The organism is Roseibium sp. MMSF_3544 (assembly GCF_030732845.1).
In the GTDB taxonomy this organism is placed as follows: domain Bacteria; phylum Pseudomonadota; class Alphaproteobacteria; order Rhizobiales; family Stappiaceae; genus Roseibium.
The window spans coordinates 225,225-241,774 of the sequence record NZ_JASHKA010000006.1 but is presented as its reverse complement, the minus strand read 5'-3'; the positions used below and the strand labels follow the sequence as shown (position 1 = coordinate 241,774).

The 16,550-nt window shown below is 54.0% G+C and carries 16 protein-coding genes; 11 read left to right on the top strand and 5 right to left on the bottom strand.

The window, feature by feature from the left end:
• Nucleotides 1–16: 16 nt before the first annotated feature.
• The 3 genes from RBB47_RS11280 to RBB47_RS11270 are packed head-to-tail and all read left to right on the top strand — an operon-like array spanning nt 17 to nt 3,609.
• Entirely contained in the window at nt 17–991 is a 975-nt protein-coding gene (locus tag RBB47_RS11280) for an ABC transporter permease (RefSeq protein ID WP_305985895.1), read from the top strand.
• A 4-nt stretch (nt 992–995) separates the two neighbouring features.
• Nucleotides 996–1,913, top strand: coding sequence for an ABC transporter permease (locus RBB47_RS11275; protein WP_305985894.1), 918 nt, complete (start codon nt 996–998; stop codon nt 1,911–1,913).
• A gap of 1 nt (nt 1,914) precedes the next feature.
• Complete coding sequence (locus RBB47_RS11270) at nt 1,915–3,609, top strand: ABC transporter ATP-binding protein (RefSeq protein WP_305985893.1); 1,695 nt, start codon at nt 1,915–1,917, stop codon at nt 3,607–3,609.
• Nucleotides 3,610–4,040: 431 nt separating this feature from the next.
• Here the strand turns inward: RBB47_RS11270 and RBB47_RS11265 are convergent, their stop codons facing one another.
• Nucleotides 4,041–4,745, bottom strand: coding sequence for a GntR family transcriptional regulator (locus RBB47_RS11265; RefSeq protein WP_305985892.1), 705 nt, complete (start codon nt 4,743–4,745; stop codon nt 4,041–4,043).
• Nucleotides 4,746–4,975: 230 nt separating this feature from the next.
• Between RBB47_RS11265 and RBB47_RS11260 the strand changes: the two genes are divergently transcribed.
• The 6 genes from RBB47_RS11260 to RBB47_RS11235 all read left to right on the top strand — a co-directional run bounded on the left by RBB47_RS11260 (nt 4,976) and on the right by RBB47_RS11235 (nt 11,666).
• The gene (locus RBB47_RS11260; protein WP_305985891.1) at nt 4,976–6,595 is read left to right on the top strand and encodes an ABC transporter substrate-binding protein; all 1,620 of its coding nucleotides are present in this window, start codon (nt 4,976–4,978) and stop codon (nt 6,593–6,595) included.
• 130 nt (nt 6,596–6,725) lie between these two features.
• The gene (locus RBB47_RS11255) at nt 6,726–7,706 is read left to right on the top strand and encodes an ABC transporter permease (protein ID WP_305985890.1); all 981 of its coding nucleotides are present in this window, start codon (nt 6,726–6,728) and stop codon (nt 7,704–7,706) included.
• Complete coding sequence (locus RBB47_RS11250) at nt 7,699–8,607, top strand: ABC transporter permease (protein WP_305985889.1); 909 nt, start codon at nt 7,699–7,701, stop codon at nt 8,605–8,607. The genes RBB47_RS11255 and RBB47_RS11250 overlap by 8 nt, the downstream gene beginning before the upstream one ends.
• A gap of 2 nt (nt 8,608–8,609) precedes the next feature.
• The gene (locus RBB47_RS11245; RefSeq protein WP_305985888.1) at nt 8,610–9,683 is read left to right on the top strand and encodes an ABC transporter ATP-binding protein; all 1,074 of its coding nucleotides are present in this window, start codon (nt 8,610–8,612) and stop codon (nt 9,681–9,683) included.
• Entirely contained in the window at nt 9,656–10,675 is a 1,020-nt protein-coding gene (locus tag RBB47_RS11240) for an ABC transporter ATP-binding protein (protein WP_305985887.1), read from the top strand. Before RBB47_RS11245 ends, RBB47_RS11240 begins: the two co-directional genes overlap by 28 nt.
• A 55-nt stretch (nt 10,676–10,730) precedes the next feature.
• Nucleotides 10,731–11,666, top strand: coding sequence for a 3-keto-5-aminohexanoate cleavage protein (locus RBB47_RS11235; protein WP_305985886.1), 936 nt, complete (start codon nt 10,731–10,733; stop codon nt 11,664–11,666).
• 163 nt (nt 11,667–11,829) lie between these two features.
• On the opposite strand, the gene RBB47_RS11230 is transcribed toward RBB47_RS11235, so the two are convergent.
• Nucleotides 11,830–12,774, bottom strand: a complete 945-nt coding sequence (locus tag RBB47_RS11230) for a methylenetetrahydrofolate reductase (RefSeq protein ID WP_305985885.1) — start codon at nt 12,772–12,774, stop codon at nt 11,830–11,832.
• A 55-nt stretch (nt 12,775–12,829) separates the two neighbouring features.
• Nucleotides 12,830–13,114: a helix-turn-helix domain-containing protein gene (locus tag RBB47_RS31005; protein ID WP_371932772.1), complete on the bottom strand. Its 285-nt coding sequence runs from the start codon at nt 13,112–13,114 to the stop codon at nt 12,830–12,832.
• 625 nt (nt 13,115–13,739) lie between these two features.
• On the opposite strand from RBB47_RS31005, the gene RBB47_RS11225 reads away from it, so the two are divergent.
• Together RBB47_RS11225 and RBB47_RS11220 are read left to right on the top strand one after the other, a co-directional pair.
• The gene (locus tag RBB47_RS11225) at nt 13,740–14,591 is read left to right on the top strand and encodes a 3-methyl-2-oxobutanoate hydroxymethyltransferase (protein WP_305985884.1); all 852 of its coding nucleotides are present in this window, start codon (nt 13,740–13,742) and stop codon (nt 14,589–14,591) included.
• Between the two features lie 53 nt (nt 14,592–14,644).
• Nucleotides 14,645–15,268 (top strand): class I SAM-dependent methyltransferase, encoded by a 624-nt coding sequence (locus RBB47_RS11220; protein WP_305985883.1) that lies wholly within the window; start codon nt 14,645–14,647, stop codon nt 15,266–15,268.
• A 2-nt stretch (nt 15,269–15,270) separates the two neighbouring features.
• Here the strand turns inward: RBB47_RS11220 and RBB47_RS11215 are convergent, their stop codons facing one another.
• Nucleotides 15,271–15,753 carry a MerR family transcriptional regulator gene (locus RBB47_RS11215; RefSeq protein WP_305985882.1) on the bottom strand — a complete coding sequence of 161 codons (483 nt, stop codon included), beginning with the start codon at nt 15,751–15,753 and terminating at the stop codon, nt 15,271–15,273.
• Nucleotides 15,754–15,767: 14 nt separating this feature from the next.
• The gene (gene nrtS / locus RBB47_RS11210; RefSeq protein WP_305985881.1) at nt 15,768–15,998 is read right to left on the bottom strand and encodes a nitrate/nitrite transporter NrtS; all 231 of its coding nucleotides are present in this window, start codon (nt 15,996–15,998) and stop codon (nt 15,768–15,770) included.
• Between the last annotated feature and the right edge of the window lie 552 nt (nt 15,999–16,550).

Genomic DNA, 16,550 nt, shown 5'->3' with positions numbered 1-16,550 from the left:
CGATCTCGAGGGCATCATGATATCGCATATCCTGAAACGCGCCTTTCAGTCGGTTCTCGTTTTATTCGTGACCGGGTTGGTGGCGTTCGCCATGTTTAGATTTGTCGGCGATCCAGTCGAAAACATGTTGGGCCAGGAGCGCACTGAGGCCGAAGTTGAAAGGCTCCGGGAGCAACTGGGCCTGAACGACCCGTTTCTGGTTCAATACTGGGATTTCATTTCCGGCGCGTTGCGAGGCGATATGGGCGTGAGTTTCCGGCAAGGCCGCCCCGCGTTGGAGATCATTCTCGAGCGTCTACCCGCAACGCTCGAACTGGCTCTTGTCTCGGCGCTCTTAGCCATGACCTTCGGAATCCTTTTTGGCATATTTACCGCGATCCGGCGCAAGGGTGTCATGACAAACTTCATCCTGACATCCTCGTTGGTGGGTGTGTCGCTTCCGACGTTTCTCATCGGCATCTTTCTAATTTACGTCTTCTCAGTCGAACTTAAGGTGTTGCCAAGTTTTGGGCGTGGAGACGTCATCGACCTTGGCTGGTGGGACACGGGATTGCTGACGTGGACCGGCATTCAGTCACTCATCCTGCCGGCGATCACGCTGGGGCTTTACCAGATGACGTTGATCATGAGGCTGGTGAGGTCCGAAATGTCAGAAGTCTTGCGCCAGGATTACATTCGGTTCGCCCGCGCGCGCGGCTTACCGGAGAAGGCGATCAACTTCCGACATGCCGTAAAGAATACACTCATCCCCGTCATCACGGTCGCTGGTCTCCAAATCGGTTCCATCATCGCTTTTTCGATCATCACCGAAACAGTGTTCCAGTGGCCGGGCGTCGGCCTCTTGTTCATCGACTCGATCCAATTCGTCGACATACCCGTGATGGCCAGCTATCTGATGCTGATATCCGTCATGTTCGTCGGCATTAACTTCCTGGTTGACATGGCTTATTTGGCCATTGACCCCCGGCTTCGCGAAAGCAAGGGACACTAAACCCATGGACATGGTTAAACGCGCATTCGAGAGCGATCTGTTCTGGTCGTTTCGACACTCACCCGTGGCAATCATCTCTTTCGTCGTTGCCGTCACGTTGATCCTTGCTGCTGTCTTTGCACCGTTACTGGCACCCTACAACCCGTTCGATCCAGGCAGCCTCAATCTGATGAACGGATTTTCCCAACCGATGGTACCCAACGCTCTTACGGGCGACAGTTTTCTGATGGGGGCGGATGACCAAGGGCGGGATGTCTTTTCGACGATCCTATACGGGATGCGGATTTCCCTGTTCGTCGGCTTTGCCGCAGTGATTTTCGCGTTGGTCATCGGCATCATTCTGGGACTGACGTCCGCCTATGCCGGTGGGCGAGTCGAGGCAATCATCATGCGGATCGCCGACGTGCAACTGACCTTTCCGTCGATACTTGTTGCGATGCTCGTCTTTGGGATCGCCAAAGGCTTTACCCCCGTTCACCTTCGCGACCAAATGGCGATATGGGTCCTAATCGTTTCGATTGGTCTTTCTGACTGGGTTCAGTTTGCGCGCGTCGTGCGGGGGGCGGCGCTGGTCGAAAAGAAAAAGGAATATGTGGAAGCCGCTATCCTTATTGGCCGCGGCCCGCTCGGCATTGTTTTCCGTCATATCCTTCCCAATGTTTTGTCGCCGGTATTGGTTATTGCAACAATTTCGCTTGCGCTGGCGATCATTGCCGAAGCGACACTCAGCTTTCTGGGTGTTGGAGCACCGCCTACGGAACCCTCGCTTGGTACTCTCATACGGATCGGACAGGGTTACCTGTTCTCGGGAGAATGGTGGATCCTGTTCTTCCCTGCCATGACGCTTCTGATGCTTGCACTCTCGGTCAATCTTTTGGGCGACTGGCTTCGAGATGCGCTCAACCCGAAATTGGACGACTGACATGGCCCTTCTCGATATTAAGAACATGCGCGTTGAATTCCCGGGTCGGCATGGTGTTTTCACTTCGGTGAACGATGTCAGTCTCTACGTGAACGAAGGCGAAATCCTGGGCCTTGTCGGCGAATCCGGCGCCGGAAAATCGACCATCGGCAACGCGGTCATGGGATTGCTGCAAGCGCCCGGGCGGATGTCTGAGGGAGAGGTCCGGCTGAACGGCGAGCGAATTGATCAACTTAGCGAAATTGACATGCGCAGCATCCGCGGCAAGCGGATCGGCATGATCTTTCAGGACCCGATGACGTCGCTCAACCCGATCGAGACAATAGAGTTCCAGCTTGTCGAGACAATCCTGGCGCACTTGGATGTCTCCATGTCTGAAGCGCGAAAACGTGCCGTTGAATTGCTTGAACAGGTCGGTATTCCAGAGGCGTCTGTGCGGATCAAACAATACCCGCATCAGTTTTCGGGCGGAATGCGTCAGCGTGTGGTCATCGCTCTAGCGCTTTGCGTCGAACCTGAACTGATTATCGCTGACGAGCCGACGACGGCGCTCGACGTTACAATTCAGGCGCAGATCCTGCAGCTGATAAAAGACATGTGCAAGAGCCGCAAGCTGGGTGTCATCCTAGTGACCCACGACATGGGTGTGATTGCAGAGACGGCCGACCGGGTTGCGGTCATGTATCGTGGCCGGTTGATCGAACTTGGTGACACTTCGCAAATCATGAACGCGCCAAAAGAAGCCTATACTCAGTCTCTGATTGCCGCCGTTCCGCCGTCGAACAAGAAAATCGATCGTTTCCCCAAGGTCGCAATCGCAGAAAGTGATGGCAGTGCCTTGCAGGACTTCGATTTGCAAAGTCATTGGCTGGGCCGTGGCAGCGCTTACGAAACGAGTTCAGGCAGCCTGCTCGAAGTCCGCAGTCTGCGAAAGCAGTTCCTCATCAAAGGCGCGATCCGACCGAGCAACCGCAAATACTTGGACGCAATCAAAGACATCAGTTTCGATGTAAAGGCCGGCGAAACCTTTGGGCTTGTTGGTGAGAGCGGCTCAGGAAAGTCCACGGTCGCACGTGTGATTACCGGTATTTATCCTGCGACGGGCGGCGAGATGGAGTTCGACGGCCACGATCTGATCAACACAAAGAATGCCAAAGAAAAACAGCAAGTGCGGCAAGACATCCAGATGGTGTTTCAGGACCCTTATTCCTCCCTGAACGGACGCATGAAGATCGGCGCAATCGTGGCTGAGCCGATGTTTGTTAACAAGCTCGCCGAAAACGGGAAGGAGCGCCGCGAAATCGTGGCCGATCTCTTGGAACTGGTAGGACTTGGCAAAGACGCCGCCCGAAAATACCCGCACGAGTTTTCAGGCGGGCAACGCCAAAGGATTTCAATTGCACGCGCGCTAGCTACACGGCCTCGGTTCCTGATTTGCGACGAACCCACCAGTGCGCTCGATGTCTCCATCCAGGCACAGATTCTCAATCTCTTAAAGGACCTCCAGGACCAGTTGAAGCTGACCCTTCTCTTCATTAGCCATGACCTTCCGGTGATCAGGCAAATGTGTGACCGGGTCGGCGTGATGCGGTTTGGGGACCTCGTGGAAGTATCGGAAACAGAAGCCTTATTTGAACATCCTCAACACAGCTACACCCAGACGCTGATTGGTCGAATGCCCCGTTTTGCCAAGTGAACGGGGTCGATGAGATATGTGGTACGGTGTTTCTTAACGCTTGTACGTCGACTAGCGGCCGCCATTATGCCCAGCCCTGTGGCCGCTAGCCGACGTGTAGAGCCAACAAAAGAATGAAAGTCCGTTTTGAGCCACACGCGCGCTCCTGATGAGTGCGGACGATTGTCCACCACGGTTTTGGGAATGCCCTAACCGGTCACTCTCATCACGGCCCATCACTCTTTGCGTTTGCGCATTATTCCGACGGCCAATGGTGGCCGAAGGAGAACTCAAAATGGGTATCGCACTATATGATCCTGCTGCGTTGGGTCTGCGCATGCGAAATGCTGATTTATGGACCAAGCGGTTCTGACAACCTAAACAGGTTCCTACGACTCACCGAAAATCCAGGCTTACGTGCTCGGAGCCTGAACAGTGATCCGTCACGAAACCTAGTCAGTTTTCGTATTCTTCTCACGCTCATAAACATGCCGAAGCGTCGTTGTGAGGTGGTCTTCCAACAAGGAAATTGCTTCAGCTTCGCGGCGCTCCGTGACGGCGTTCGCCAAGGCTTCATGCGCAGCAATGAACTGTTGGGGATCCGTCCAGCTATCCATCATCGTGGCCCGATAGCGATAAGCTTGGAGATATAGGTTGTCTGCAAGACTCATCAATCGTGGTGAATCGCACGCGGACAACAGGGATGCGTGGAATTGCTGATGCAAGTCGTCGAACTCAGGACCGCCAAGACTCTCCCCTTCTTGTTGGCGGCGGACAAGCAGTCGCAGTCTGTGAAGGCTTGCAATAATGGATGCGGCCCACTCGTCATCGCCTTGCTTCATTGAAAGACGAAGCCCCTCTCGTTCGATCACGAAACGCGTCAATGTAATATCTCGAAGATCCTCGTAGCTCATCTCACGAACCCTGAAGCCCCTTCTTTCCGTGGCAACAATCAGGTTCTTCGACAACAATCGGGACAGCGCTTCGCGGATTGGCGTCGTTCCAATCCCATACGTGTGTGCAAGCTCTGTTACCCCTAGCCTCGCACCTGGCTTTAGCTTTCCAGAAAGAATGTCCCTTTGGAGCGTCTCCAAAGCTTGCTCCGTGAGAGTTCCGCGGGCGGAGCTAGCTATCAACTCGGTGAACGTTTCTGCCATTCGTGTCCTCTTCACGAGACTAGGTCGTTGAAACTTCCTTTCGCGTGACGCGCAGGGGAGCCGCCTCATCGTCGCCGTCGTTACCATAGTTCCATGGATTTGCGCAAGAGTTATAGGTAATTTCCATTTTTATGCATAAAATCTTGTATTGCGTATTTTTATATGTTTTATACATGCACTCTGATTGGCGAACGCGATGAAGGGCGTTGGCGTTTTTGGGAGGACAAGCTTTGCAATCCAAATCAATCGTAAAATGGACCGTGTTACTTGCGTCGTTCGGCGCGTTGAGTGCAGCAAATGCTGAGGAACTTGGCGAACCTGTGCCGCCGATTAGCCTGGTTTACTACGCTGCGGATATTGGTATCGAACACGAGCAATCTGCTCGGATCCTCTCGTCCGAGTGGGCGAAACTAGGTTTAGAATTCGAACTGCAACCCATCCAATTCGGCACGTTTGTCGCCACGATTAATGTGGGTGGGGGCCTCGAAGATATGGCGGTTGTTGCAGTCGGTGCGGACCCAGACCGTACGGACCCTACCTATTGGTTGTCCGATTCCTCTGCATGTGGCGAGAGGCGCAACGCTTCAAAGTGGTGCGACGAAGAATACTCCGCTTTGGCTTCCTTGCAGCGAACCCAGATAGATCTCGACGAGCGAATTAAGACTGTCAACCAGCTTCAGAATTATCACCATGAGAAGGCCCCTTGGTGGCCGGTCACCCACTATGTCTATGGTATGGTTTGGAACAGCGAAAAGTGGGGCAATATCAGCAGCCCCGCGCCGCTCGCCCCTCATGAAGACCCGGTGCGTCCCTGGCTTTCAGCTGAGCCTTTGACAGATGATCGCATTCTCGACTGGGCTTATTTGGAAGACGTAAGCGGATACAATCCAATGGCTGAGGAAGGTGCCGTCGGCTGGGTACGCTTTGTCTTCGATACTTTTGCGAAAAATGACCCGTCTGGTGAAATTGTCCCCTGGGCGGCCGAGTCCTGGGAATTTACGGATGAAACAAATCTCCGGGTCAAGCTGCGAGAGGGCATGACGTTCCACGATGGAGAGCCTGTTACGGCGGATGACGCCGTATTCACATTGAACAAGGTTGTCGAAATACAGCCCCCTGCGATGGCCGCTCGCCTAGGAAACATCGCCAATGTCGAAAAGGTCGATGATTACACCTTCGACATACAGTTGAAGTCATCTGACTCAGCATTTGTTCCGACCGCGCTGACGTTTCTGTTTATCCTGCCGGAACACGTCTGGGCCGATTATAGCGGTGACTTTGTCGATCGTGACATTGTGGCGGATAACGCAGTCATCGGAAGCGGACCGTTCAAGTTCGAAACCTGGCGCCCCAATGAGGTTCACGAGTTGTCGACGCATACCGCGCATTTCGCTGCGCCGAAATATGATGGTGTGCGACGGCTTGCCTTGGGTCAGTCCGATGCGATCAGCGCAGCGCTTCAGGCAGGCGACGGTGATATTGCGACCGCGGTGCTGCCTGTGGCAGCAATGAGCGACCTCGCCGCAAGGGAAGACCATCTGGATTTCATTGAGCTGCCGACGCATGCGTCTCAGCTGGTCTGGGTCAACAATGAAAAAGCGCCGTTTACAGATCTCGCTTTCCGGAAGGCCCTTCGCATGGCAACGCACAACCAGCGCGTCGGCATTGAAGCTTTCCAGGGCTTCTTCATCCCGGCCGGTGCCGGGCCTGTGCCAAATCAGCTTGCCCTCTGGCATGACGAAAGTGTCAAGCCTGACGCTTTCGACATAGAAGGCGCTCGCGCAATCCTGGAAGAAGCGGGCTATGGCTGGGACAGCCAGGGACGGCTGCACTATCCCCCCCCAAACTAACGGATCGAACGCGGGCCGGCTCCTGCTTTGAAAGGCTGGCCCGCAACTGCCTGGAGCCGCGGCTTGTGTCAGGCCGACTTGAGCCTCTCAAGCAGGGCAAACGAACTCGTGTCAAGTCAGGAGCCATTGGGTGCGCGCGTATCTCATTAGTCGGAATGTGCAATCGCTTTTTGTGGTTTTCGTCGTCACTTCGATCATGTTTGTGATGTTTCGGATAATGCCGTCTGACCCGACTGCAATGCTCGTCGATAGGGGAATGCCGGAAGAGGCCCGTCAAGCACTCCTGGAGAAATGGGGCCTGACCGGAACTCTTTGGGATCAATATCTCCGATACTTTGGAAATCTCGCGGTCGGCGACTTTGGGGAGTCATTCTTTTATCGTCAGCCCGTTTGGGATGTTCTTTTGCCCCTCATTGTGAACTCTCTGATTCTGGCAATACCGGGACTTTTGTTGGGTGCGTTGATTGGAGCCGGTCTGGGCATGGTTGTGGGGTGGTCCAAACGGGGCGGCCGTATTGAAAACATCGGCATCTTCGTCGCCACCATTGCCCGAGGCACGCCGAGTTTCATCGTTGGAATTGCCCTTCTTGCGGTCTTTTCAAGTTGGCTTGGTTGGTTCCCGGCGTTCGGCATGGGCGATCCCGGCGATGCTGCTGGCAGTCAACGCTACTTCACGTTTGAGTTTCTCCATCATCTATTCTTGCCGCTGCTGGCGGTGATCATTTTCTTTTTGCCGGAAAATCTACTTTTGATGCGAAGCGGCGTCGTCGAAAGCAGGACCGAAGACTACATCGAACTGGTCCGCGCCAAAGGCGTTTCCGAGCCACGTGTGGCGTGGCATGCGGGCCGCAATTCACTACTGCCACTTGTGACGTGGCTCTTTCCAGCTCTCGCGGAAACGGTTGCTGGTCTTATCGTCATCGAAATCGTCTTTGCCTGGCCAGGTGTTGGGCGGGAGTTGGTCCTGGCAGTAACGCGACAGGACTATCCGCTTGCACAAGCTGCATTCATATTGATGGCTCTTCTGATCGTTCTATCAAACCTTGCCGCTGACCTCACCTACACGAAACTTGACCCACGGGTCGCTTATTCACGAGCGAAGCATGGCTAAAACTCCAACACTCACAAACAAGGCTGCAAATGTCGGTCTGCGTCACCGAATGCTAAACCCGGTCGCAATGTTGTGGCAGGATGGCAGTGCGCGCATTGGCATGATTGTCTTTTTCCTGTTTGCCGTTGTTGCGATATTTGCCCCTTACTTGGCACCCTATCCGCCCTTCGAGTCGTCACTGAGCGAAGCAGGACGCCTGCGCCGACTGGAACCTCCGTCCATAGATCACTGGTTGGGCACGACGACCTTTGGCCACGACGTCTTTTCGCAGCTGATCATGGGGTTTCGGCTGGCCTTTGTGGTGGGCGTTGTTGCTGCGCTTGCTGTTGGATTTGTGTCCACTCTTATCGGCATCATCAGCGGCTACTTCGGTGGGGTCATCGACGACCTGTTGATGCGGCTGACCGATGTTGCGCTGTCGATCCCAACATTGCCCTTTGCAATTGTTGCTGTCGGTCTGCTTGGGCCTAGTATCGAAAACATCATCCTGGTGATTACCGTCCTATTCTGGAGAAACGGTGCACGGATCATCCGGTCAACCGTGCTCACAGAACGCGAGAAAATCTATGTGAAGTGGGCGCGAACGGCTGGTGCCTCACATTTCCACATCATCATAAATCATATCCTGCCGAACGTGTTCCGGATCGTTTTCCTCTGGATCACGATGTCCGTTGCCTTCGCCATTCTGACCGAGGCAAGCCTGAGTTTCTTAGGCCTCGGCGACCCTACGGCAGTGAGTTGGGGCCAGATGCTGAACACGGCGTTCGTGAGCGGCAGCTTGCGAACAGCTTGGTGGTGGGTCGCGCCGCCATCGATCGCATTGGTGGTTCTCATTTCATCCATCTACCTGATTGGGCGCGGATATGAAGAACTGAACAATCCCCGGCTAAGGAGGCGCTAGTCGTGGCGATTACATTTGAACAATTGCAAGCACAACTGGATGAAAAACCATCCGTTCATCTTGAAGTCCTTGATTTGGCGGTGACCTACAAAACGGTCAAGGGCTCGTTCCATGCGGTCGACAACATCAGTTTCGAAGTGGCTCCGGGATCCAACCTCGGGCTGGTTGGTGAATCGGGCTGCGGGAAAAGCACTGTCGTTAAAGCACTGATGCGACTTACGCCCGAAGACGCTGCGCTTTCTGGTCGGGTTCTCGTCAACGGTGCTGATCTGATCGCGATGAACGCAGAACAGTTGCAGAAAGTGCGATGGACGCAGATCGCATTGGTCACTCAAAGCGCAATGAACTCACTTGATCCGGTTGTCCGGGTTGGCGATCAGATCGTCGAGTCCATTCGTGCGCATGTTGGCACCTCTTATGCGACGGCTTGGAAGCGAGCTGAAGCGCTGTTCGCTATGGTGGGCCTGCCGGCCGCGCGCCTTCGTGAGTATCCTCACCAGTTTTCTGGCGGGATGCGCCAACGCACCGTCATCGCTATGGCGCTTAGTCTGAATGCAGGACTTCTTCTGGCCGACGAACCCACAACCGCGTTGGATCCAATCATGCAAGATCAAGTCTTGGCGCGGATCCAGGCATTGCAGAAGTCGCTGCATCGTTCGATGATTTTGGTGACGCACGATATCGCGGTGGTGGCCGAAACTTGCGAGATGGTTGCGGTCATGTATGCGGGACGCATTGTAGAGTACGGGCCGACGGCAACCGTGCTGACGAAACCGCTGCACCCCTACACCATGGGTCTGGAAAACGCGTTCCCCAGGATGCCTTCCGGAGACGGCGTCCGACCGCCCTTAATCTCAATTCGTGGCGGTTTGCCGAATCTATTGAGCCCACCCAAAGGGTGCCGGTTTGCGCAGCGCTGTCCGTTTGCGACCGAACGATGCACGACCGAGGATCCAATCATCGACATCAAGGCGTCTTCACATGTCGCGGCATGTCATTACCCGTCCCGGGCCGAAGAGTTTCGCAGGAAGGCAGCCGAAGCAGAAACATGGAACGCGATGGAGGGGATCACGTGAAGGAAGGCGATGCCGACGAGATCATTGTCGAGGCGTTAGATCTCAAAACACACTTTTCGGCGAATTCGGGCCTGCTCCAGGCGATTTTTTCAGCAAACAAACAGGCCGTCCGAGCGTTGGACGGTGTGAATATCTCTATCCGCGAACGGTCCGTGACTGGGCTTGTTGGCGAAAGTGGGTGTGGCAAATCAACCTTCGGGATGACGCTGGTGCGTATGCACGAACCGACTTCAGGCGAGATAAAATTCGCCGGTAAACCTGTCACGCACATCACCGGCGCAGAGCTCAAGAACTATCGCGGCCGTGCGCAAATCATTTTTCAGGACCCATACTCTTCGCTGAATCCACGCTTGACTGTCGGCCAATTAGTCGAAGAACCGTTGCTGATCCATAAAATCGGTGATGATGCAGAGCGAGCTGAAAAGATAGCGCGTGCACTTGGGCACGTTCGCCTTCCAGCGCAGGAATATCTGCACCGATATCCTAGCGATCTTTCCGGCGGTCAGCGCCAGCGGGTGGCCATTGCGCGTGCTCTTGTTATGGAACCGTCATTCATCGTGGCGGATGAGCCGGTGTCAATGCTGGATGTGTCGGTGCAGGCGGGCGTGCTTGAGCTTCTGGAAACTCTGTCACGCCAACTCGGGCTCGCCGTTCTCTACATCTCTCATGATATTGCGACAGTTGGCTACATCTGTGACCGGGTTGGTGTCATGTATCTCGGCAAGGTCGTTGAGGAAGGTCCGACACTGAGTGTCCTGAATGAGCCGCTTCACCCCTATTCAGAACGCCTTCTGGCAGCAATTCCAAAGGTTGATACGAATGCGACCCGAAACAGGGTCGAAATGTCCGGTGAGGTGCCATCTCCTTTGAATGTCCCGCCAGGTTGCCGTTTTTCCACGCGATGTCCTCACGCAACGGATCTGTGCCGCACCAAGGAGCCCGAACTTGTTGAGGTCAAGCCAGACCATTCGGTGCGATGCCACCTCTACTAGACAAAATCCAGGAAGCGCGTCGTGTCACTGATCGACCGAAAATTTGGGAAAAGATATGCCGAAATCGAAAGTCATTATTACCTGTGCGATAACAGGCGCTGTACACACGCCCACGATGTCGGACGCGTTGCCATTCACACAAGAGGAAATAGCAACACAAGCCATCCAAGCTTACGAAGCGGGTGCCGCGATCTTACACCTTCATGCCCGTCGCGAGAGCGACGGCTTTCCCTCGATTGAACCCAAAGATTTTTCCAGATTTCTTCCGAGGATCAAGCAAGCAACGAATGCGGTGGTGAATATTTCGACGGGAGGGAGCCTTCACGCGAGCATCACGCAAAGACTTGCGCCCGCCACTACCTTCTCGCCTGAAATGTGTTCGTTAAATATGGGATCAATAAACTTCTCATTTCACCCTTTGGCAAATCGATATCAGAGCTTTAAATTTGATTGGGAAGAAGAATACATCCGCAGCTCAGATATGAATATTTTTCGCAACACCTTTGCAGACATTGCCGAAGTTGCCAAAACCATCGGTGGCACCGAGCACTCAGTGAAGTTCGAGCATGAATGCTATGACGTCGGCCATCTGTATAACCTGCGTTTCTGCATGGATCAGGGTCTCTTTAAGCCTCCCGTATTTTTACAGTTTGTTTTGGGGATTCTTGGCGGCATAGGCGCCGACTTGGACAATCTGATATTCTTGAAACGAACTGCGGATCGGTTGTTCGGTGACAATTACCACTGGTCGGTACTGGGAGCCGGAAACGCGCAGATGAAACTGGCGCCTGTTGCTGCACAACTGGGTGGAAACGTGCGCGTAGGTCTAGAGGATTCATTGTTCCTGGATCGCGGAAAGCTCGCAGCATCAAATGCTGATCAAGTGCTCAAGGTGCGCCGTATCCTCGAAGAACAAGGCTACCAGATCGCAACACCAGACGACGCACGCGAAATGCTCGGACTTAAAGGCGGCGATCAGGTCGCATTTTAAGGTTCCAGCTTCGGCGAACAGATCGGGTTTGATGTTCGGTAGCATCACACTTGTGATGGGATCGTACTTGGACTTCAATCTCGCATCGAGACGAAGCACAAGTGCAGATGATCGACAACATAATAGTCCGCACATCTGCTTGCTACTTACATCGAGAACTTGGCTAGCTCAGCCCTGGCTGACTGCCAACCGCATCAGTTGGTTCTGTATATCGCTGCACGAAATCGACGGAGCGCTGGAGCCCACCAAGCGGGAATATGTGAACTTGGCTCAATTGACTGTCTTGGTGCGCTCTCAGGTGGGCTTGTAGACCTCGCAATATTTCTATGGGTTCATACGGCAGCAACAGGTTTGCCACATCTTTCGCCCGTCTTTGCAGGACGCGGATGGACGGCCCAACACCACATGCGACTGCGAACTTAATCATGGTTTGTAGCTTGGCCGGGCCTGCAATTCCGAGATGAACAGGAAGCATGACGCCTGCATCACGCAGCTGCCGCTCCCACGCGACAATCGGCTCGATCTCGAACGCAAATTGCGTGACAATTGCCATTTCGCAACCGGTTCGGTCAGAAAAATTTTGCTTGTCAATCAACGCCTTCATTGCATTGTTGCTGGATCCATCCGGATCGATATCCCGATTGCCCTCTGGATGGCCGGCAATGTGCAACCGCTCAAATCCGTATCTGTCAAAAAGACCCGAGTCCAGGAGTGCGAGCGAGCTATCGTAGTCTCCAACCGGGCGCGAGATGCCACCTGCCACCAACAATGCTTGTTTTGCTCCAGCGTCGCGATATCGCCGTAACCAGTTTTCAAGAGTATTCTTGTTGTCGACCAGTCTTGCCGGAATATGAGGCATGACAGCAAAGCCCTCTGATGTGAGCCGCGCCACGGTAGAGACCATGTCCTCGATTGGCGTGCCAGCGATATGGGCAACATAGATGCGCGTGCGTTGCGGTAGGATGGTCTGAAAATCCAGAATCTTTGGCGCAGTTCTAGGCATCACCTCAATCGAGAAACCGGACAACACATCCTCGAACGAGCGACTTGCCTCGATTCCTCGTTCTTGTTGTCCGTTCCCTGTAATCCAACGGGCAATATTGAACATCTTAGCTCCAGTTTCCCATTGCGTTAGGGAGAAACCCCAAAGGTGTCTACGCGGATTAGCGCTGCGCCGGTAAGCCCTCCAACCCTAGTGGGTTGAGGAGAACAACATGGCCGCGCTTGCGTTCAGCGAAGCCGCGTTTCTCGAGTTCTTTCAGAAGTTTGTTGACCCACTGTCGAGAGAGACCCGTCTCCGTCGCCAATTGCGATTGCGTTACCTTGACCCGCGTCTTTTGCTCGCCTGAGAGTTTGGATCTCGATAGCAAAGAAGCACTTAACCGGCCCAAGCCATCTTCGGTTTTTGAGGAGCATCGCAGGTGATGCTTTGTCTGGTCTTGCAGCACGGTCACCAAGTTGCTCGCAAATCTCGGCGAGGCAGCAAAGGCAGTTTGAAGTTTCTGCGACGTGAACAAGCAAACTGTTGATTGTACCAGGACCCAATGCGCGCTCTCGTGCTCCAGGTCCTCGGACAAGGAAAGAACCGCAGGTGCGGAATAAGGGATTGTGGTCTCATTGCCCTCGACGTCTTCCCGCAAAGGACGCAAACCGACGCGGCCACTCAGGAAAAGCGCGATTGTTTCGCCCTCTTCAACAACAGTTTCAAGCCAGGAGTTGCTCGACACCGTTGTGTGCCGCCCATTTGCGAGGACCGCGTCCCATTCTTGCCAAGGCAGTCCATGACACAGACTGTCGATCTTGCGTTGAGTTTTCAAATGCCCTGACCTCCCCTTCAAGACATGTAACCGACGTGGAGCGCGAGACCCCGTTTGGTACTCAAGACACTCGTGAATTCAGGTCGCGTCCACATGCGTCATCAATTATCTTACATAGATGTTAGATTATTAAAATTTCCCACTTTGTCAAATCCCATTGCGGGCAGCCGGTTTCAGTGACTGTCAACTGGTTGACAGAAAACGTTGGAGGCCCGGGCTAGTGTCCTCTTCATCACAATCCATAGGAGGAGAGGAAGTGGTAAAGCGCAGAAAAACAAGGCTTAAGCACCTGGCAGAGAAGGTCGCAAAGGGCGAGCGCATCGTCGGCATGGAGTGCCATGACACGCCAAGCGCAATCATCGCGGAAGAACTCGGCATGGATCTTCTGTGCTGCGGCAGCCCCGGGCCAATGGGCCTCATGGGTCACAAATCTATGGCAACGGTAGATTTTGAGGAGCAACTCTACATGCTGGACGGTGTCCTGCGTGGAGCATCTTCACCGTTCATAATCTGCAATATGCCCAACACAACAGCGTGTATCTCAATCGAAGAATCCGTGCGCAATGCCGCGCGGGTCGTGAAGCGAGGTGCTGATGGTGTTCACATTGAGCCCTCTCTGGGCACCGTAGAGCACATCCGTGCCATCGTTGCAGCCGGCATTCCAGTTGTCGGACACTTCGGCGTGCAGGGAGAGCGCGCGGTCATGAACTCGGGCCATGCTCCGGCGGGCCGCACCGCAGAAGAAGCCGCGAGCATTCTCGAACTTGTAAAGGCGTCGATCGACGCCGGGATTTTTGCCGCTTTGTTCGAACACACCTCGGTCGAGTTTACCAAATGGTGCTACGAGAATCTGCCGGTCGCAGTGGCAAGCCTGGGGTCCGGACCGCACGCACACGGGATTTTCCACGTCTCCAGCGACATAATCGGCTGTTCGGTCTTCCCAATTCCGCCCAAGCGTGAAGTGTTTGGCGATGTTATGGGTGAAATGCGCAGAGCATATACGGCCTATTTCGAACGCGCTCACGGAGGCCAATTCCCGAACCCGGATTTGTCTCACCATATGTACGAAGGCGAAGCCGATGAAATGGCAAGTCTGTTGAAGATGTGAGTATGCCCGGCGACCCACTTACTCCTTCGGGCTTGTTGTCCTGGATTTCCGGGTTGCCGGAGCGCAACGCTCTGTGCGTTGATTGCGGTGCTGGCACAACTGGCACCGCAAACGTGTTGGCCAGCACCTACGAGCATTCAATCGCCTTGGATATCAATCCAGTTCATGGGCACTGCGAGCCAAACGTAAGAAAGGTGGCAGGAAGCGCAAATCACTTGCGTTTCGAAGAAGGCTCCGTTGATCTTCTGATCTCGATCCAGGCCTTTCATAACTTTGATCGGGACAAGCATCTGTCGGAAGCGCTTCGAGTTTTGAGACCAGGCGGTGTGTTCGCCGCGCTGTGCTGGGGAGAGGTCGACATACCTGCACCCGTAAAACATGCCTACACCCCGGTCTTTGAAGCCATCGATCCCTGTTGGGAAACCGCGCGCGCCGATGTCATGGCTGGGTATCCAGGCATTTCGATTCCGGGCGAGGCCATGACGCTACCTGAAACGTACCGGAGCCACTGGTTCGATTTGGATCAGTTTGAAAGATACCTGGCGACATGGTCTGGGCTGCAAGCCGCGCTGAGCGCTGGCGTCGAAATACCTGAGCCAAAAGACAACGACCTCGAACGCATCGATCATGTATTCGAGCTGCGTTGGCCACTGATCGGCAAGGTCTTCAGGGTTTAGGCCTAGGTATCCTGCCAGATCATCTGAGACAGATCGGTTTTGTTGGCGCTGGTTTCCATCGGGCAATCCGGGCAGGTTTTTGGGGTCGGCAGGTTTTGACAGCCATTGCAACCGCGTATCAACCGCAGTGTCCGCATGACTTCGTCTTCAAGTTCGAGCATTCGAGCGGCTTGCCCGCGGAGTTCGTCCGAAAGGCTTTCCAGAATTTCCGTCATTGCCGCACTGGACAAATCGCCGGTTTCGAAGTCCCGGCGTCTCGTCGCAATTTCCTGGATGGTGGTGACCGGGATGTTGAGACTGCGCATGCGATGCGCCAGTTTTGCAATCGCCAGACCGGAGCCTGAGTAATACCTTGTTCCGCCGTCTGAGCGGACAGATGAAATGATGCCCATCTCTTCATAGCCGCGAATGGTGCGGATACTCAAACCCGACAGCTGAGCAAGATCTCCGATCTTGTATGACTTCTCGCGATCGTCCAAAGACATCGGTTGTTTTCCGTTCATTGCAGCTCTTGGTCAGAGCCAGGTTTCCTCGCCCGCAACGCAGAAACGGCGCCATAAGTCGCGACGCAGTAGGGAACTGCATAAGTAAGCAGGCACTTGAAGATATTGACGTGTTCGTTGTTCAACATCGCATCACCCTGATTGATGAGATTGAGCGCCGTTCCGACGACCAGTGCAACTTTCAACGATCTGACAACAGTCTCCCGCTCAAACGCAGCCTGTAACATTGACCCTCTCTATATCTCACATCATTGTAAGATATAGAACCAAAAACATAAACACTATAATGAAAAGCGGCTTCTATCAGCTGCTTCACATTTGACTATTGAAGCTCTGTTGAGAAAAGACTCGGTCACCTGGCCACAATCCTTGGATCTTTTAGATCTCGAACGACACCCAAGCTGACAGCACCCACAGAATGAGTTGAGGCGACCCACGAATCCGCCATTCATGATGATCGCGGTATGTGGCACTAGGGCTCGGAGTGGACCTTTTTTGCAGAAACACAAAAGACCTCTTTGCGCGCCCATAGCGAACGTTCGGACGCTTCGCTCACGCTACCGAAAGCGGACATTAATTACCTCTACATTGAATTCACAGATTGGACACGAAGCTGGCATTCGCTTCTGATTGAACGAAAACCAGCAACAAGAAAAAATCAAATAAAGTGATTTCATCTGCCTGCCTTCAGCTCTGGCCAGCGTTTTTTGAAGAGTTTGGATAGCTCTCGCCGTTTCACATCGCGTTCTCCTGAAATTTTGGTCCGTCGTTCATCCCTC